The 16,325-nt window shown below is 50.4% G+C and carries 20 protein-coding genes and 3 pseudogenes; 9 read left to right on the top strand and 14 right to left on the bottom strand.

Features of this window, described 5'->3' with window-relative positions; all coding sequences use genetic code 11:
* A complete protein-coding gene (locus DD597_RS11360; RefSeq protein WP_003856935.1) occupies positions 1-267 on the bottom strand; it encodes a DUF333 domain-containing protein in 267 nt (88 codons plus the stop codon).
* Positions 268-537: 270 nt separating this feature from the next.
* On the opposite strand from DD597_RS11360, the gene nifJ reads away from it, so the two are divergent.
* Positions 538-4,062: a pyruvate:ferredoxin (flavodoxin) oxidoreductase gene (gene nifJ, locus DD597_RS11355; RefSeq protein WP_129256192.1), complete on the top strand. Its 3,525-nt coding sequence runs from the start codon at positions 538-540 to the stop codon at positions 4,060-4,062.
* A gap of 387 nt (positions 4,063-4,449) precedes the next feature.
* A complete protein-coding gene (gene ompC / locus DD597_RS11350) occupies positions 4,450-5,577 on the top strand; it encodes a porin OmpC (RefSeq protein WP_017382260.1) in 1,128 nt (375 codons plus the stop codon).
* A 34-nt stretch (positions 5,578-5,611) separates the two neighbouring features.
* Here ompC and DD597_RS11345 read toward each other — a convergent pair whose 3' ends face one another.
* From DD597_RS11345 to DD597_RS25135, 3 genes are all read right to left on the bottom strand, one after another.
* Positions 5,612-6,034 (bottom strand): GFA family protein, encoded by a 423-nt coding sequence (locus DD597_RS11345; protein ID WP_022651250.1) that lies wholly within the window; start codon positions 6,032-6,034, stop codon positions 5,612-5,614.
* A gap of 3 nt (positions 6,035-6,037) precedes the next feature.
* A complete protein-coding gene (locus tag DD597_RS11340; protein ID WP_003856931.1) occupies positions 6,038-6,235 on the bottom strand; it encodes a hypothetical protein in 198 nt (65 codons plus the stop codon).
* Positions 6,236-6,456: 221 nt separating this feature from the next.
* Complete coding sequence (locus tag DD597_RS25135; protein WP_255301129.1) at positions 6,457-6,588, bottom strand: hypothetical protein; 132 nt, start codon at positions 6,586-6,588, stop codon at positions 6,457-6,459.
* A gap of 70 nt (positions 6,589-6,658) precedes the next feature.
* Between DD597_RS25135 and DD597_RS11335 the strand changes: the two are divergent.
* Together DD597_RS11335 and DD597_RS11330 are read left to right on the top strand one after the other, a co-directional pair.
* Positions 6,659-6,856: pseudogene (locus DD597_RS11335) on the top strand (tyrosine-type recombinase/integrase); the annotation flags it as partial.
* 306 nt (positions 6,857-7,162) lie between these two features.
* Positions 7,163-7,852 carry an SOS response-associated peptidase gene (locus DD597_RS11330; protein WP_059294653.1) on the top strand — a complete coding sequence of 230 codons (690 nt, stop codon included), beginning with the start codon at positions 7,163-7,165 and terminating at the stop codon, positions 7,850-7,852.
* Positions 7,853-7,889: 37 nt separating this feature from the next.
* Here DD597_RS11330 and cspF read toward each other — a convergent pair whose 3' ends face one another.
* Positions 7,890-8,102 carry a cold shock-like protein CspF gene (gene cspF / locus DD597_RS11325; RefSeq protein WP_080386836.1) on the bottom strand — a complete coding sequence of 71 codons (213 nt, stop codon included), beginning with the start codon at positions 8,100-8,102 and terminating at the stop codon, positions 7,890-7,892.
* Positions 8,103-8,384: 282 nt separating this feature from the next.
* Here cspF and DD597_RS11320 point away from each other — a divergent pair, with 282 nt between their 5' ends.
* Complete coding sequence (locus DD597_RS11320) at positions 8,385-8,603, top strand: cold shock domain-containing protein (RefSeq protein WP_022651253.1); 219 nt, start codon at positions 8,385-8,387, stop codon at positions 8,601-8,603.
* Between the two features lie 247 nt (positions 8,604-8,850).
* Here DD597_RS11320 and DD597_RS25025 read toward each other — a convergent pair whose 3' ends face one another.
* A complete protein-coding gene (locus DD597_RS25025) occupies positions 8,851-9,015 on the bottom strand; it encodes a YnfU family zinc-binding protein (protein WP_214582703.1) in 165 nt (54 codons plus the stop codon).
* A 149-nt stretch (positions 9,016-9,164) separates the two neighbouring features.
* Between DD597_RS25025 and DD597_RS11315 the strand changes: the two genes are divergently transcribed.
* The 3 genes from DD597_RS11315 to DD597_RS25320 all read left to right on the top strand — a co-directional run bounded on the left by DD597_RS11315 (position 9,165) and on the right by DD597_RS25320 (position 10,345).
* Positions 9,165-9,392, top strand: a complete 228-nt coding sequence (locus DD597_RS11315; protein ID WP_032645629.1) for a hypothetical protein — start codon at positions 9,165-9,167, stop codon at positions 9,390-9,392.
* Positions 9,393-9,596: 204 nt separating this feature from the next.
* On the top strand, positions 9,597-9,935 hold the full coding sequence (locus DD597_RS11310; RefSeq protein ID WP_059294652.1) for a hypothetical protein: 339 nt from the start codon (positions 9,597-9,599) through the stop codon (positions 9,933-9,935).
* Positions 9,936-10,237: 302 nt separating this feature from the next.
* Positions 10,238-10,345: a YnaM/YnfT family protein gene (locus DD597_RS25320; RefSeq protein ID WP_350188533.1), complete on the top strand. Its 108-nt coding sequence runs from the start codon at positions 10,238-10,240 to the stop codon at positions 10,343-10,345.
* Between the two features lie 4 nt (positions 10,346-10,349).
* Here DD597_RS25320 and DD597_RS11305 read toward each other — a convergent pair whose 3' ends face one another.
* On the bottom strand, positions 10,350-10,916 hold the full coding sequence (locus DD597_RS11305) for a recombinase family protein (protein WP_059294675.1): 567 nt from the start codon (positions 10,914-10,916) through the stop codon (positions 10,350-10,352).
* Positions 10,917-10,999: 83 nt separating this feature from the next.
* On the opposite strand from DD597_RS11305, the gene DD597_RS25130 reads away from it, so the two are divergent.
* Positions 11,000-11,845, top strand: coding sequence for a hypothetical protein (locus DD597_RS25130; RefSeq protein WP_232969563.1), 846 nt, complete (start codon positions 11,000-11,002; stop codon positions 11,843-11,845).
* Here the strand turns inward: DD597_RS25130 and DD597_RS25125 are convergent.
* The 7 genes and pseudogenes from DD597_RS25125 to DD597_RS11255 all read right to left on the bottom strand — a co-directional run bounded on the left by DD597_RS25125 (position 11,790) and on the right by DD597_RS11255 (position 16,276).
* Positions 11,790-12,896 carry a tail fiber domain-containing protein gene (locus DD597_RS25125; protein ID WP_181015264.1) on the bottom strand — a complete coding sequence of 369 codons (1,107 nt, stop codon included), beginning with the start codon at positions 12,894-12,896 and terminating at the stop codon, positions 11,790-11,792. The genes DD597_RS25130 and DD597_RS25125 overlap by 56 nt on opposite strands.
* A gap of 114 nt (positions 12,897-13,010) precedes the next feature.
* Positions 13,011-13,718, bottom strand: a pseudogene (locus DD597_RS11280) (major capsid protein); the annotation flags it as partial.
* Positions 13,719-13,730: 12 nt separating this feature from the next.
* On the bottom strand, positions 13,731-14,501 hold the full coding sequence (locus DD597_RS11275; protein WP_059294640.1) for a hypothetical protein: 771 nt from the start codon (positions 14,499-14,501) through the stop codon (positions 13,731-13,733).
* Between the two features lie 79 nt (positions 14,502-14,580).
* Positions 14,581-15,000 (bottom strand): annotated as a pseudogene (locus tag DD597_RS11270) (hypothetical protein); the annotation flags it as partial.
* 60 nt (positions 15,001-15,060) lie between these two features.
* The gene (locus DD597_RS11265; protein ID WP_023324736.1) at positions 15,061-15,663 is read right to left on the bottom strand and encodes a DUF1367 family protein; all 603 of its coding nucleotides are present in this window, start codon (positions 15,661-15,663) and stop codon (positions 15,061-15,063) included.
* Between the two features lie 39 nt (positions 15,664-15,702).
* Positions 15,703-15,945, bottom strand: a complete 243-nt coding sequence (locus DD597_RS25120) for a hypothetical protein (protein WP_224065701.1) — start codon at positions 15,943-15,945, stop codon at positions 15,703-15,705.
* Positions 15,946-16,051: 106 nt separating this feature from the next.
* On the bottom strand, positions 16,052-16,276 hold the full coding sequence (locus DD597_RS11255; protein WP_023324737.1) for a DinI family protein: 225 nt from the start codon (positions 16,274-16,276) through the stop codon (positions 16,052-16,054).
* Positions 16,277-16,325: the final 49 nt, after the last annotated feature.

Below are 16,325 nucleotides of genomic sequence, written 5' to 3'. Positions count from 1 at the left end.
TCAGTAGCTTCCGCACGAACCAACGGCAAGCGACTGCTCACTACAGCGTTTGCCATTTGGCAACGCGCACATGCCGATGGCTGAGCCGTCGAGCTGACGGGCAACGGAGAGTGAACCGCCGATCATTGCGCAGTTGGCCTGACCTGAACTGGACATAGCCGCTCGCATACCCGGCGTAACGTGTGCCGCTGTCGCCTGCTGTACTGGTTCATTGCTGCATGCCGACAACAGTAACGCGGCACATCCGACCCAAAATGCTGAACGCATACCTTCCTCCCCATAATTAACGCGAAACCTATGCATAATAGGCATCACGCGCAGCATCGTCGAGAGCGGATGTGCGTATTTATGCGCCCTGGTAACAATTTCTCGCAATTTTTTAACGCGAATAGCCTTCGAGTCATTGATACAGCGCATACCAAGGACACAAAAGCGAAAATCGTAAAACCTGAGCTTTGCTAAAATACACAGATAATATTCAGGGTCTGTCGTCGTTTTACAGACCCCTCTTTTTGCGCAATGTAAGGGTGTTGTCCTATGCAAACTATTGACGGCAATGGTGCAGTCGCGTCTGTTGCGTTTCGTACCAGCGAAGTGATCGCCATCTACCCCATCACTCCCAGCTCCACGATGGCTGAACAGGCTGACGCCTGGGCTGGTAATGGGATAAAAAACGTCTGGGGCGATGTCCCGCGGGTTGTTGAGATGCAGTCCGAAGCCGGGGCCATTGCCACCGTGCATGGTGCGTTGCAGACCGGTGCCCTGTCGACCTCGTTTACGTCGTCTCAGGGGCTGCTGTTGATGATCCCCACGCTTTACAAGCTGGCAGGGCAATTAACGCCGTTTGTGTTGCACGTTGCCGCACGCACCGTAGCCACTCACGCTCTCTCTATTTTTGGCGACCACTCAGACGTGATGGCCGTGCGTCAGACCGGCTGCGCTATGCTCTGCGCCAGCAGCGTACAGGAAGCACAGGACTTCGCGCTGATATCGCATATCGCTACGCTGAAAAGCCGAGTGCCATTTATTCATTTCTTCGATGGTTTTCGCACGTCCCACGAGATCAACAAAATCGTTCCACTGCCGGACGACACCATTCTGAATCTGCTGCCGCAGGCTGACATCAATGCGCATCGCGCTCGCGCCCTCAATCCGGAACATCCGGTGATCCGGGGTACCTCTGCGAACCCGGATACCTATTTCCAGTCCCGCGAGGCGACAAACCCATGGTACAACGCGGTGTATGAGCACGTTGAACAGGCGATGGACGATTTTGCCGCTGCGACGGGCCGCGAATATAAGCCGTTTGAATATTATGGTCATCCACAGGCCGAGCGCGTGATCGTCCTGATGGGCTCTGCCATCGGCACCTGCGAAGAGGTGGTCGATGAGCTGCTGACGCGTGGTGAAAAAGTTGGCGTGCTCAAAGTTCGCCTCTACCGTCCCTTCTCAGCGAAACACCTGCTCGCAGCCCTGCCGGACAGCGCGCGTGCCGTGGCAGTACTGGACCGCACCAAAGAACCTGGCGCACAGGCTGAGCCACTTTATCTGGATGTGATGACCGCACTGGCTGAGGCGTTTAACCGCGGTGAGCGCGAAACGCTGCCGCGCGTCATTGGCGGGCGTTATGGATTGTCTTCAAAAGAGTTCGGGCCGGAGTGCGTCCTTGCGGTATTTGCTGAACTGCGCGAGGCAAAACCGAAACCGCGCTTTACGGTCGGCATTTATGATGACGTGACTAACCTTTCTCTCCCTTTGCCGGAAAACACCCTGCCCTCGAATGCGAAACTGGAAGCGCTGTTCTACGGTCTGGGCAGCGACGGCAGCGTCTCGGCGACCAAGAACAACATCAAAATTATCGGCAACTCTACGCCGTGGTATGCGCAAGGATATTTCGTCTACGACTCCAAAAAAGCGGGCGGACTGACCGTCTCCCACCTGCGCGTCAGCGAACACCCGATCCGCTCGGCATACCTGATTTCTCAGGCGGATTTTGTTGGCTGTCACCAGCTCCAGTTCATTGATAAATATCAGATGGCCGAGCGCCTGAAGCCCGGTGGTATTTTCCTGATCAACACCCCTTACAGCGCCGACGAGGTCTGGACACGCCTGCCCCAGGAAGTGCAGGCAGTGCTTAACCAGAAACAGGCGCGCCTGTATGTCATTAACGCCGCGAAGATCGCCCGCGAATGCGGCCTGGCGGCGCGCATCAATACGGTTATGCAGATGGCGTTCTTCCACCTGACCAATATTCTGCCGGGCGACAGCGCGCTGATGGAACTCCAGGGGGCGATCGCCAAAAGCTACAGCAGCAAAGGTCAGGAACTGGTTGAGCGCAACTGGCAGGCGCTGGCGCTGGCCCGCGAATCGCTGTTCGAGGTGCCGTTGCAGCCGGTCAATGCCAGCAGTCCGAACCGGCCGCCAGTGGTGTCTGACGCCGCCCCGGATTTCGTCAAAACCGTCACGGCGGCGATGCTTGCCGGACTGGGAGACACCCTTCCCGTCTCTGCGCTTCCGCCTGACGGCACCTGGCCGATGGGCACGACCCGCTGGGAAAAACGCAACATTGCCGAAGCGATTCCTATCTGGAAAGAAGAGCTGTGCACCCAGTGCAACCACTGCGTGGCGGCCTGCCCGCACTCGGCTATTCGCGCCAAAGTGGTGTCACCAGAAGCGTTAGATGGCGCACCGGAAAGTTTGCACTCGCTGGATGTAAAATCCCGCGATATGCGTGGTCAGAAATATGTTCTTCAGGTGGCGCCGGAAGACTGTACCGGCTGTAACCTGTGCGTCGAGGTGTGCCCGGCGAAAGATCGTCAGGACCCGTCAATCAAAGCCATCAATATGATGTCGCGTCTTGAACATGTTGAAGAAGAGAAAGTGAATTATGATTTCTTCCTCGACCTGCCCGAAATCGATCGCAACAAGCTGGAACGCATTGACATTCGTACCTCGCAGCTCATCACCCCGCTCTTCGAGTACTCCGGGGCGTGCTCCGGCTGCGGCGAAACACCGTATATCAAACTGCTTACCCAGCTTTACGGCGACCGGATGCTGATTGCCAACGCGACGGGCTGCTCGTCGATCTACGGAGGTAACCTGCCGTCCACGCCGTACACTACCGACGCAAACGGTCGCGGCCCGGCGTGGGCAAACTCGCTTTTCGAGGACAACGCAGAATTTGGTCTGGGATTCCGTCTGACGGTCGATCAGCACCGCGCCCGCGTAATGCGTCTGCTGGCACAGTTTGCCGATAAGATCCCGGCAGAACTGAATGATGCCCTGCATGCGGAGGCCACACCTGACGTTCGTCGCGCGCAGGTTGCTGAACTGCGCCACGCGCTTCAGGGTGTTGAAGGGGCTGAACAACTCCTGACTGATGCTGACGCGTTGGTTGAAAAATCTATCTGGCTGATCGGCGGCGACGGGTGGGCCTACGATATTGGTTTCGGTGGTCTTGATCATGTCCTGAGCCTGACCGAAAACGTCAATATTCTGGTGCTCGATACTCAGTGTTATTCCAACACCGGCGGACAGGCCTCGAAAGCAACGCCATTGGGAGCGGTCACGAAATTTGGTGAGCACGGCAAGCGCAAGGCGCGTAAAGATTTGGGCGTCAGCATGATGATGTATGGGCACGTCTACGTCGCGCAAATTTCGCTTGGGGCGCAGCTCAACCAGACGGTGAAAGCCATTCAGGAAGCGGAAGCGTATCCAGGCCCGTCGCTGATCATCGCCTACAGTCCGTGTGAGGAGCATGGCTACGATCTGGCACTCAGCCACGACCAGATGCGTCAGCTCACCGCAACCGGCTTCTGGCCACTGTACCGCTTTGACCCGCGCCGTGCCGATGAAGGGAAATTGCCGCTGGCGCTGGATTCGCGTCCGCCGTCAGACGCCCTTGCCGAAACCTTACTTCAGGAGCAGCGTTTCCGCAGGCTGAACGCCCAGCAGCCTGAAGTAGCAGAGCAGCTATGGAAGGATGCGGCAGCGGATCTTCAGAAGCGTTATGACTTTCTGGCGCAACTGGCAGGAAAAGCCGAAAAATCGACCAGTGAATAACCTGTATGCCCGGCTTGTCCGGGCATTTTTTTGCTATAAAAAAGCCCGATGCACGTGCACCGGGCGAATCCAGAAGATCGGTGAAAATTGCCTCAATGTTCTGAACAATATTCACGTGAATTATGGATGAAATAATCTTAAAGGCATATAACGGCGTGGAGATTACCTTGTTTTCCTCGTAATTAATAATTTTTATTTTGTATTGATTATAATAATCCATTCATGACGTTTATCATTATTTCAACCGCATCATTTAGTTTAGATTTTACTTAACCCGTAACAATTATATTTTATTCATCCGCCGCCAGAGTGATTTAGCATGGGACACCTTTCCAGCCCGGAAAGTTCACTAAGCAATAAAAAAATAACTGCAAAGGAATAATCAAAATGCAAAGAAAAGTACTGGCACTGATGATCCCCGCTTTGTTAATGGCTGGAGCCGCTCACGCAGCTGAAATTTATAATAAAGACGGCAATAAACTGGATCTGTATGGCAAAGTAGATGGTCTGCATTATTTCTCTGACGACGCGTCTAAAGATGGCGATCAAACCTATATGCGTCTGGGTTTTAAAGGTGAAACCCAAATCAACGACATGATGACCGGCTTCGCCCAATGGGAATATAACATTCAGGCAAACAACACCGAAGGTTCTGACAATCAGTCCTGGACGCGTCTGGCCTTCGCGGGCGTGAAGGTGGGCGATTACGGCTCCTTCGATTACGGCCGCAACTATGGCGTCCTGTACGACGTTGAAGGCTGGACCGATATGCTGCCAGAATTTGGTGGCGACTCTTATACTTATGCCGATAACTTTATGACCGGTCGTGCAAACGGCGTGGCGACCTACCGTAACACCGACTTCTTTGGTCTGGTGCAGGGTCTGAACTTCGCGGTGCAGTATCAGGGTAATAATGAAGGTAATAACTGCGACGAGAATTTCTGCTCTACCAATGAAGGGACCAACAACGGTCGTGATACACGTCATGAAAATGGTGACGGTTACGGTATATCCGCAACCTACGATTTCGGCATGGGCTTCAGCGCAGGTGCAGCATATACTTCATCTGACCGTACCAACGATCAGGTAAATTACACTACTGCGGGCGGCGATACTGCGGATGCATGGACCGCAGGTCTGAAATACGATGCCAACAACATTTATCTGGCGGCAATGTATTCCGAAACCCGCAATATGACGCCGTACGGCGACAATGCAGATGCGGTGGCAAACAAAACCCAGAACTTCGAAGTCACCGCACAATATCAGTTCGATTTCGGTCTGCGTCCGGCCATTTCCTATTTACAGTCTAAAGGTAAAGACCTGGGCAATGGCCAGGACGATAAAGACCTGGTGAAATATGCTGACGTCGGTGCTACCTATTATTTCAACAAAAATATGTCCACCTATGTTGATTATAAAATCAACCTGCTGGATGAAGATGATTCATTCTACAAAAACAATGGCATCGGTACGGATGACATTGTAGCGTTAGGTCTGGTTTACCAGTTCTAATCCCGTTTGCCCGCAGCGATCTGCGGGCTAGTTTTCATCGCTGTTTCGTCTGTTCTTTACGGAAAGAGAGATAGCCAAATACCCCGCTGTCGCCATCCATAGGGTGATTTACTCCATCCATTACCGCCACTTCCGGGAAGTCGAATGGCGTGACATTTTCCAGACAGGCGACATTCACACCATATTCATTGGGATTGGAACGTCGTTGGTGGAACGTGTAAATACCGCAAATCGAACAGAAGAAATGGCGCGCCGTGCCGGTGTTGAAACGGTACTCTGTGAGCGTGTCCGCGCCCTGCGTCACCTTAATGCCCGTCAAAGGCGCTGAAACCACGACCGCCCCACGCATCCTGCAAAACGAGCAGCTACATCGACGTGCGGTATTCAGGCCGTCCGTCAGCTCAACCGTAAATTTCACCGCCCCACAATGACACTGTGCATGACGAATGTCAGCCATCGCTTATACCCCTTTTCTCACTAACTCAGCCGCTTTTAAAAAGACCTCATCTTCGACACCATCCCCCTTCTGCCTGCCGAGCCTTACCAGTTCATCGACAATACTTTCACGGTTGATGATCTTCTGGGATGAAACCAGCCCGATAACGGCGGCACCAATCGCCAGCCCAACTAATCCTGTCTGCTCGTCTTTATTTTTCATAGAAGCGCTCCCTTGTCCCCCACAAAAGCGTAGCAGGAGAACTGTAAAACGCGCTGGTACGCGGGAATGAGATCCGTGCTTTATCTCACCCGATCATCCGGCAAAAAAGGGATGGATTCTGAGCGGTTATCAGACGACGTTGATGAGGATAACGTGAATAGCGGTGCGCGTAGAGAGGCCGTAATGGGTGTTAAAACCGCCTTCGTAAAGGCGGTTGGTCATTACTCTGGATCTTTATCGCCTGATTCAGGCGCTGAGCCAGGATCATCTTTCGGTTTTCTTCCATCCTTTTCCGGGTTATCCGGGCTGGGATTATAATCAGGATGGTCACCATGAACGGGACGGTCAGTCATTTTCACCTCCGTTTTTACTGCGTAAGCTGTAAGTGTAGACAACCCTTCAGTCTTAACCAAACTTCTCCTGTGGGGCTCATTTGTAAATCGTGCTGGCATTCGGCGCTGCAATCCGTACCATACACGACACACTTTCGCATGCTGGTTTTTACCGGTAGCCGCAAACCCGTCTTTTATCGCTAACCAGATGGGGCACGTAAATGCGCAGATGGTGTATGAAATCTATGCTACATGGATAGAAGAGATGAACACGAAGCTGACGCTTTGAAATCGTTTTCCTCACCCTGTGCCCCATTTGAGATCTGAGTAACGAATAGATGCAACAAAATCAAGAGATTAACCTGAATAAGCTACGCTGATTTTCCCAACTCATTGATATCATTTATTTTCTCCGCTTATTCAATTAGTTATAGCATAATAACTTCTCCCTAAAGCTACCCAGATCTACATTTTCAGTGCCCTTTTTTTGCCTCTATTCCGCATTTTTGCCCCTAAATTTGCCCCTAACTTTACTCAGTACGTACCTCTTTTTCTCCCTGCCCTATACTTTCAGTCTGACTGACTGGAGGTTTCTATGTGTGGACGTTTTGTACAAGCACAAACCCGTGAAGAATATCTGGCTTACCTGGCCGACGAAGCCGATCGTGACATTGCCTATGACCCGGAACCTATTGGCCGGTACAACGTTGCACCAGGAACCAAAGTTCTGCTGCTGAGCGAACGAGACGAGCAACTGCATCTCGATCCGGTGTTCTGGGGCTACGCGCCCGGGTGGTGGGATAAGCAGCCACTGATTAACGCGCGCGTAGAGACGGCGGACACAAGCAGAATGTTTAAACCGCTATGGCAGCATGGCCGGGCGATCTGCTTTGCAGATGGCTGGTTTGAATGGAAGAATGAAGGCGACAAGAAACAGCCCTACTTCATTCACCGGGTAGACGGGCAGCCCGTATTCATGGCGGCGATCGGAAGCACGCCATTCGAACGCGGTGATGAAGCAGAAGGTTTTCTCATCGTGACATCGGCAGCGGACAAAGGTCTGGTCGACATTCACGACCGCCGGCCACTAGTTTTGTCGCCGGAAGCTGCAAGAGAGTGGATGCGGCTGGACGCTGGAGGGAATAAAGCGTTAGAGATAGCTTCAGACGGTGCAGTGCCCACCGATAAGTTCAACTGGCATGCGGTAACGCGTACAGTTGGAAATGTAAAAAACCAAGGGAGGAATTTGATAGAGCATATAACAATCAAATCTAATATCAGTTAGACCTGCACTTTTTAGCTAGTCTCACAATAGCATATTTTTAAGAAAGAAATATGTTTGCCGCCATTGGACCACTGAGTCCATTTATACGATAGAACTCAACACGAACACCAGGACTTAACGTTTGGCTTTCGCTATTGTTTAATGCAGAGATGTGTAAGAAAACATCTTTACGCCTATCCGATGGTATAATGAACCCCTTCCCACTCTTGCAGTCAAAACTTTTGACAACGCCTGTCATTTTACGAGTCAAATAATTTCCTTTCGTGAAATCCAATTTGACTATACAGGAAAAATTTGGATTAGCTAATCTAATTTTCATAGCCTCCCAGATGGCTAAAATAAAATTTGCTAAATAGTTTAACACGTGCCTTAATGATCTGGTTAGTTCGATGCAATGTGAATCTGACTTTTTCTAAGTAATCCTCATAACCAGGTGCTATCTCTGATACCCCTCATCTTGAGTCCATACGTATGCCATTATGCGTTTCTTTTCATGAAGTTGTAACTTCTTAAGTGTTCAAGGGGAGTTTTTATGTCTTCAAAAATGATAGGTCTTGTTAAGTGGTTTAACGAAGATAAAGGTTTTGGTTTTATCTCCCCACTCGATGGAAGTAAAGATATTCTTGTTCACTCTTCTTCACTACAGGGAGAGACATTCAAAACTCTTTTTGAAGGACAAAAAGTGAAATTTGTTATCATTGCCGGTACTAAAGGTCCGACAGCTGCAAATGTTACGCTCTGCGATAAATAACCCCCTCAAGGGCCGTTTAAGCTTATACGAATTAAAAAACAAGAAGAGTCATTTATCGTTTGCGAGTATCATTACAACAGGCCAGCATATTTTCAGAACCGTCAAGTTTGCTGACCGATGTGATGAAATGCAGGACTGCTGCATGAATAGTCTCAAAGCAGAAGCTAACTGCTTATAAAATATTAAAGTGCGTAAGAGGTTAGGCAGCCTCCAAAAGCATCACTTCTTATTTATTGTATGAGTTTTTTTAGTAACGTTCAGGGGCTTTGAACAAAGCATTACAGTAAGGGCATACTAATTGAGATCCCTTTTGTACACGATTGTAACTATGCTCCGAATATTTTGAGCAGTTTGGACAAAGGCATTTGACTAAATAATTTCGGCGGAATTGATTGTTTTTACGTGCAGACACAGGCTTCTCCAGTTCAAATGGGCTACTACAGTACACGCTAAGGCAGAATATTGCTTGTTTTAATTTCGAAAAACAAACAATACATAGAAAAAAGCAACACTTACCGAACAGCCACGACCGCTAAAAATTGTTTCAATACATGGTGATATATGAAAAAAGTAATCATTTTCTTTAATGGTAAACCAAGTAAGGTTGTCACTGTGCTTAAAGGCGTAACATCAATACTCGAACAGTACCCTGGTGGAGAAGAGATCAATCTTCAGATAATGTCAGCCGGTTTCCCCTCTTTAACAGGGGACCATGAAGTTGTCTATGTTGCATCAGATCGAGAGCTAACCTCTCAGGAAATTTTTGATGCGGCACGAAAGTATCTATAAGCTTCGGTGTTTTTTACCAACATCGCGGAAGATATTGAACAAGAAGCATTATAAAAATAATTAGAAATCATCAGCATTGCCTACCTGGTGTAGGCTTTTTTTTATATAGCAGACGATACATTTCTTTAATGTTAAACAATACACATTGTCGCTTTTTTAACTAACATACCGTTCACATGGTCTGAACCTACCCATGAGATTTCTATGAAAATCATAAGTTATACGGTGTTGCTAATGTTCGAAAGCAAGCCCTTCAATCAAATGGATAACTCCTTGATTGTAGATTTCTTACATAGTCGTCAGTATATGGAAAAATCTGGTAGTGGAGTGAGATTTCCTCAAAACACCTACATCGGAATTGAAAAACAAATGGTTTTAGATTGGGAGTCTGAAAAAGACGGCGCAGCCAAGTTAAAACAGCGACTTTATGGCATTCTTCGTAGGATTAAAAATTTAGAGCCTACGCCTATGGTCATTTTTTTGATGATATCACCAGAAGAAAAAACCCTTACATTTGTGCCCAGACTCAAAGGTAAAAAATGAAATAAATGGTGAGGTAGCTTCAAGGATATGGCCAGACTTTTGCGAATTCGCTGATATTTAAGGACTCTCAATTTTGTATGTATGTTTTCATCCCTCGGGTAATTGCTCATTATGAATTTTGTCCAGCCGATCATACTAACCTAAGTAAGCTAGTTTGATGCGGGATAGCCAGCCGCCGCACTCATTACATTCTATGTAGTACGGCATTCAATAGCATCCTAACTTAAGTCACATATTTTTAACTGTTTGGAACATTTTTTGATTCACACAGTCTAAAAAATAAAATCATATAAAGGTCATTTATGATAACGCTCATAATCTCTACTATCGTCGTAATAGTTCTGGCATTGATGATATTCTGTCTGGTTAAAGTTGGGATCTGCACATCTAATAATCCTGATGATCTATAATCATTTACGTTTCGCTGATTCCCTTGAGGGCTGGGAATTTCTTATACAAAGTACATACGGCCACATCATAGATAATCGCTACCTGCTTCCTGTCCACGCCGTTTACAATCAGACGCCCCGCCTGCGCCCATTGCTCTGGGGTTAACTTCGAGCGCCTACCACCTACGCGCCCTTTCTCACGCGCTGCCGCCAGTCCTGCCCGGGTACGCTCTACGATTAACTCCCTCTCCATCTCGGCCAGGGCTGACATGATATGGAATATGAAACGCCCCATTGGGCTGGAAGTGTCGATGCTGTCCGTAAGGCTTTTGAAGTGGATGCCGCGCTGCCGGAGTTCGTCCACCAGCAGTACCAGGTTCCGCATGCTTCGCCCGAGGCGATCCAGCTTCCACACTACCAGCGTATCGCCCTCATTCAGCGTTCGCAGAAGCTTTTTAAGCGCTGGCCGGTTCGCTACCGTCCCGCTCATTTTTTCCTCAAAAACCTGTTCACATCCTGCTCGTTCGAGAGCTTGTCGCTGAAGATCTGTGTTTTGGTCATTTGTTGACACCCTTACGTAGCCAATTAGCATGTTTTTCACCCAATATTTTCTGCAAAAAAAATCAGGTGAAGTTATCGGCATGGATGCCGCAGGGCAATCTATAAAACGTCGGTTTGGTAGACAGCAATGGTGTCATCCCATTAGAACTGGGAGGAACAGGTGCAAAGACTGCCAGTTCTGCACTCTCAAACCTTGGCGCTCTGGGCTTGAGCGGAGGTACATTAACGAATGCTCTGAATATCGCAGGTATCGCTGGCAACCCTTACGCTTTTACCGTTGAAGGACTTTCAACGGTGGGTAGTGTATGGGCTCATACGGTGATGGTTAACGGTACTCCTCGCTTCAGGGCAGGTGTTGCAGGCATTGGTGGTGCCGTCTCTTACCAAATCGCAGGAAGAAATAATGGCACCGATGCATTCTCAACAATGCTGTCTGTGAAGCCAGGCTCAGTTGTTTACACTTCTGAAAATACCACGAAAGCCAGCGACGGAACGCTCAGGGCAGCATCCCCTGTAGCCCGTATAGTGAAAAGTCAGGAGGAATGTCAGCGGACTGATATCGATGAACCAGGCTTTTTCTGGAGCGGCTGTGGTACGGCGAACACCGAGGCTGAAGGAATCAAAATCTCCCGCCTGGATGTTGGTGTATATGCCCTGTTCGGTTCCGCAGGCTTGGCATCAGAAGGCTGGCAGTTACTGCCGCCAATGGACCCTGGCGGCATGGGAGAACTGGGTGTGGCTGAAGCTGAACAAACCGCTGACGGCGAGCTGACTATCCGCCTGTTTAAGCGAAAATACATGCTGAGCGATGAAGGGGAGATCGTCAAAACAAAAGGGGAACCGATGGACGTGCCGGTGAACAGCTGGATCGATGTTCGCCTGGATATGCCTGATGATTCTGTCTTTAATCAGCGGATGAGACAGGAACCACAGCTTGAGCCTCTTTCTCCAGCTCTCTGACACGGATTGTCAGGGCTTTGATGGCAGCAAGCGCATCGAGCACAAGAGGGTTGAGGTCAAGTGTCATTTTCCCCGATTCCTCAGCTGAATGAACATACTGGGGATCTATCTTTTCCAGTTCCTGAGCAATAACGCCGCGGCGAATGACTTTATCTTCATCAGCAAGGTAGTAGAAGGTCTTAAAATCCATTGCCGCGATGTTTGACAGCGATTCGTTTAGATCCAGATCCCCGGTCACTTTCTTAAAGTTAATGTCCGATGTTCCTGCTGACTGAAATACCGTCCACGGAGCATCTGTTTTTGCAGTTTGAGGATTTGTGTTTAACAGAAAACGCCAATAGCCAGCTCCGCCAGTGGTAACCCACATTTGCGCTATGCGCTGAGTGTTATAAGAGCTTTGGTAGCCACAGCCATTGGCAGGAGCCCAACTGGTGTTACCGTCAGCATCACTGATAAACGATGAGTTTGCATCATTTGGCCTTGGAGCCTGGTATGTACCAACCCCAAAAGCCCCCACTTGCATGACATTACCGGAGTCCGTTCCGACGTCCTTAGTCGCGCTACTTCCTAAACCGAGGTTTGCGCGAGCGTCAGCGGCATTCGTTGCCCCGGTCCCGCCGTCCGAAACTCTAACCGCCGCATTGCTCCCTTTCTGGACCAGTTTGCCGATCGCAGGAATGGTCACGCGTACGCCGTTGATGGTGACGGTGATGTTCTGGTTTGCTGAGGTGGTGGCGAACGTCTCCCAGGCGCCGATGTTCTCGTCGTACTCGTTAATGAGCTGAGACATGCTCTGCGCCAGGCCGTCGACTGAGAGACTATCAGTAACAAGAATGCCGTACTTCTGGCCGCTCAGCGCCGGAGACGCGGCAGGCGTAACCGTCAGTGACGTCGCACTGTTGATGGCGGTGATCTGAAACATCTGTACCGGGTTAGAAAGAACAAACAACGTCTGGCCAACCCGAATCTGGCTGGCCGGTGCCGTCCAGTTCGTGCCGGTGCCGGTGGCTGTATTTCCGTTAATGGCGATGGTGCCAGTGTTATAAAGCATATTTTCTCCAGGCAATAAAAAACCCCGCCGGAGCGGGGTTTGTTCAAAACTGAATGGGTTAGTGGCAGGTGGTGCTGGTGAACGTGTTGGCGCTCACCCATGACCAGTTAAAGGGATAACCGCTCCGGCCACCAGCCCAAGGATCGCATCAGCGTCCATGGTGTCGGTAACCAGGACAGGTTTACCCAGGGTGCCCGGCTGCCCGCCGTAAACCACCACCCCCGCTTCTTCATAGATTTTGTTGGCGATCGCCTCATCCACGATGTCGAAGTAAGTGGCGGAGTGCATAACGAAGAGCACCACACGGTTGAACTTGTCGCCGTACTTACGCAGGCCGCGCGTCAGGGTCTTCTTGCCGTCTGTTTCGATATCGGCGGTAACCACCATGTCCGTGTTGGCGCCAATAGCAGCCGTCAGCGCCTTCAAGCCGTATTTCACGTAGCCTTCCAGCGTCGCGTCAGCCACATCAGTGCCGATCACTTCGGAGAACTCGTCAACCGAGCGGCCGCGGCGTTTGAACGCTTCTTCAGTCGTTTCGTATGGACCGTATTTCCACGGCGCTTTGACGGAAACTGCTTCGCCGGCGCCAATCTTCTTACCCGTCACTTTTTCGGTGGAGTTCACGTCACGCGATTCGATAGAACCGCCCACCTTGTAGAAGGCTCGCTTGCGGAAATCACCTTCAATCAGCTCGTTATCCAGCAGAATCGCCCCGTTGGAAGAGGCGTTAAAGATTGCCAGGTTATCCTGTCGGCGTTCAAGGAAAGCGGTCTGCGCCAGGTCGTCATAAATAACCAGGTCAGTATTAACAGTCGTTGCCATGGTTTAAATCCCTTATTTCGGAAGTTTGAGGAAGGCCTGCTGGCCGTGTTTGCGGATGTAGTCCGCTTTGTCGCTGGCGCTCATTTCGGAACGTTTCAGGCTGCCACCGCTGTTTGATTTGTGTCCGCCTGCGCCGGTGCCTTCGGCGCGCGGGAACAGGTGCGGAGCCGTCTCCTTAAGAGACTCCGCCCATTCAAGCGGGCTTAGTGGGGTTTTGCCGTCTTTACCGAACAGAACATCGCCATTTGCATCAACTGCCACGGCCTCGCCTTCGTCGTTGAGCTGGAATGTGCCTTTGGCACGCAGGATCAGATCGTCTGATGCTTCCGGCAGCGCGCCAGCTTTTGACGCTGCTGCACGGATTGCATCGCCCAGAACTCGATCCCGGAATTTGTTGGAGAACGCTTCGGCTTTGTCCGCGCGTTCATTTGCGGCTTTAATCTGCTTATCAACGTCAGCACGCAGACGCTCGGTGCGCCTATTGAGCACCTCATCGATTTTTCCGGCGGCAATCAGCTTTGCCTCTTCGTCGTCGGAAAAACGCTGGAGAATGCCGCGCACAGCGTCTGGATCGATACCTTCAAAGCGGGACAGGTTTTCTTTCTGCTGTTTAATGGTGCCCAGCAGTTCACTATTTTTCGTTTTGAGGCCAGTGACTTCACTGGTCACGCGCTCATCAATCAGCTTCTGGATTTCAGGAGTGATTTCGATACCACCGCCACCGCCGCCCTCACCGCCGCTTTCAGGTGCGTAATATTTCAGAAGCATGTTTCGAATTAACATAATTTCCCCTCGGGATTTTGCCGGGCCTCGCCCATAAAAAAGCCCCGGCGGATGCCAGGGCGTGGAGTAAGATGGATTGTTAGTTGTCTGTGCCTGAGAGCTGCTTCAGACGTTCCAGGCTGATCCATTCGCCTTTGTCAGTGAACATATCAGCCAGGTCGATTTCACCCGCGCGGAACAAACGGCCACGCTCGGCGCCCAAAACCTGATCCTGGCGTTGTGCCGGCTGGCGCGCGAGCCATTCCAGATATGATGTTTTTCCCGGTACCTGTCCATCCATGCTGGCACGAGTCCCCTCGTCCATCTCGTCGATATCGATGCCGAGTTCGCGCCACGACTTGAGAATCAGGGTTTCAGTAGAACGACAGCAGAAATGAATCCTCCCGGGTCCCTGCAGGTAAGGCACCTTATGCCCGACCGGTTTGTTATCCAGGGTGTAACGCAACAGGTCACGAATAATGCAGTCGTGGCTGGTTTTATTGTCCAGCGTAGATAACCAGTTCGTCGGCCTGTTCGGTGCTGCATTCGGTATGATGGAACCATGAATGTTGCATGCCCATCACCCCGCAAAGCCAAGCAGCTGCGCGGCGACATTTTCGGCCTCATCGCGACTGCGGAATGAACGAGACAGGACCCAGCGCCAAAGAACATCGAGCACAGCTTTATAGAGTTGTTGAAACTCGAGCTCGTCCATGTTGGCGAATGAAATGCTGCGAGGATGCTTTTTGAGTGTGCCGTCAGGTAGCTGAATAGCATCGAAGTGCCCTGCTTCGACGATCACCCAGGAGCGGTAAGCGTCAAAGGATTTGCACAGGCTAATGCCATTTGTGACCCGGCGGTATGCAACCTGCTCAAGATAATGCTCAGCAGCATCGATCAGCGCGCCCTCATTGCCGGCATACGAAGCCAGGAACTTGGCGTAGCCAGTAATCAGCTTCCTCTCGTTACTCGAGATAGCCCCGCCGGTTGGTTCCCAGTATTCAAAACCGAGATTGAGAAGCGCGAAAAAGCGCCGGTGAAATGCCGGGTTTCGTACCCGCCTGAACTCGGCAACAAGAATATCGCCGAGCCGGGTTTTTGATTGCAGGATATCCCTGGTCTCGGGCGTAGCCGGGATCAGTATTCCTGAATGGTGTTTGATAAGTTGTAATTCTAGCGCCATGGTTCTCTCCGTGGCGCATCAGGTATAGGTTGTTCAGGCCTATGAAAGAATAATATCAGACGGTGGTGTAACTCGGTACCCCAGTCGTTTTGCAAATTGCATAAACCCGTTGAGAGTGAATATTTCTTCCTCTTCGAGCAACGGTCGCAATGAAACTATTCCATTTACTCGATAAACCAGATATCTGCCCTCAGCCGGGAAGCTATAGATAACTGCTTTATCGGCCCTTCTGACCACGTCGTACCATTGATCATCTGCATTAAAGGCATCTGCACTACACACTATTTCCCCCAGAGCGACTTATTGACGCGGTAAACAGTAATCGGGAACAGCCAGGGGAACGCAAACAGCGATACTCTTTGAAACTGCTCCAGTGAAATTCACGCGATTAATAAAACCACTCGTCGGCGCTTTCCCAGGTCTCCTGCACGATTTGCTCAACCTCTTTCTTGTCGCCCCCGAAAACAGTCAAACCATCATTACTGGCACGCTTAATCGTAATCTGGCAACCATCAAACTGCTTGCTAAGTCTTTTGAGCAGTTCTGACTCGAGCGCAGGTATAGCTCCAACAGGAAGTTTCTTCATGCGATCAATGGTTAACTCGATTTTCATTTTTCCCTCCGCAATGAACAACTGTATGCATATGGGTCTTCCCCGATCA

Origin of the sequence: Enterobacter cloacae complex sp. 677-3DZ2D5B (assembly GCF_004136695.1) — a bacterium.
Classification (GTDB): domain Bacteria; phylum Pseudomonadota; class Gammaproteobacteria; order Enterobacterales; family Enterobacteriaceae; genus Enterobacter; species Enterobacter hormaechei_C.
Note: the sequence above shows the minus strand (reverse complement) of the source record. Positions and strands in the feature narration are given on the sequence as shown.

Bases quoted from the DNA above. Each gene is read 5' to 3' on its own strand.
- DD597_RS11305 (WP_059294675.1), bottom strand. From the start codon at position 10,916: ATGCTAATTGGCTACGTAAGGGTGTCAACAAATGACCAAAACACAGAT.
- DD597_RS11360 (WP_003856935.1), bottom strand. From the start codon at position 267: ATGCGTTCAGCATTTTGGGTCGGATGTGCCGCGTTACTGTTGTCGGCA.
- DD597_RS25320 (WP_350188533.1), top strand. From the start codon at position 10,238: ATGATAACGCTCATAATCTCTACTATCGTCGTAATAGTTCTGGCATTG.
- DD597_RS11315 (WP_032645629.1), top strand. From the start codon at position 9,165: ATGAAAAAAGTAATCATTTTCTTTAATGGTAAACCAAGTAAGGTTGTC.
- DD597_RS11330 (WP_059294653.1), top strand. From the start codon at position 7,163: ATGTGTGGACGTTTTGTACAAGCACAAACCCGTGAAGAATATCTGGCT.
- DD597_RS11320 (WP_022651253.1), top strand. From the start codon at position 8,385: ATGTCTTCAAAAATGATAGGTCTTGTTAAGTGGTTTAACGAAGATAAA.
- DD597_RS25125 (WP_181015264.1), bottom strand. From the start codon at position 12,896: ATGCTTTATAACACTGGCACCATCGCCATTAACGGAAATACAGCCACC.
- DD597_RS11310 (WP_059294652.1), top strand. From the start codon at position 9,597: ATGAAAATCATAAGTTATACGGTGTTGCTAATGTTCGAAAGCAAGCCC.
- ompC (WP_017382260.1), top strand. From the start codon at position 4,450: ATGCAAAGAAAAGTACTGGCACTGATGATCCCCGCTTTGTTAATGGCT.
- DD597_RS11275 (WP_059294640.1), bottom strand. From the start codon at position 14,501: ATGTTAATTCGAAACATGCTTCTGAAATATTACGCACCTGAAAGCGGC.
- DD597_RS25135 (WP_255301129.1), bottom strand. From the start codon at position 6,588: ATGACTGACCGTCCCGTTCATGGTGACCATCCTGATTATAATCCCAGC.
- DD597_RS11265 (WP_023324736.1), bottom strand. From the start codon at position 15,663: ATGGCGCTAGAATTACAACTTATCAAACACCATTCAGGAATACTGATC.
- DD597_RS11255 (WP_023324737.1), bottom strand. From the start codon at position 16,276: ATGAAAATCGAGTTAACCATTGATCGCATGAAGAAACTTCCTGTTGGA.
- DD597_RS11345 (WP_022651250.1), bottom strand. From the start codon at position 6,034: ATGGCTGACATTCGTCATGCACAGTGTCATTGTGGGGCGGTGAAATTT.
- nifJ (WP_129256192.1), top strand. From the start codon at position 538: ATGCAAACTATTGACGGCAATGGTGCAGTCGCGTCTGTTGCGTTTCGT.
- DD597_RS11340 (WP_003856931.1), bottom strand. From the start codon at position 6,235: ATGAAAAATAAAGACGAGCAGACAGGATTAGTTGGGCTGGCGATTGGT.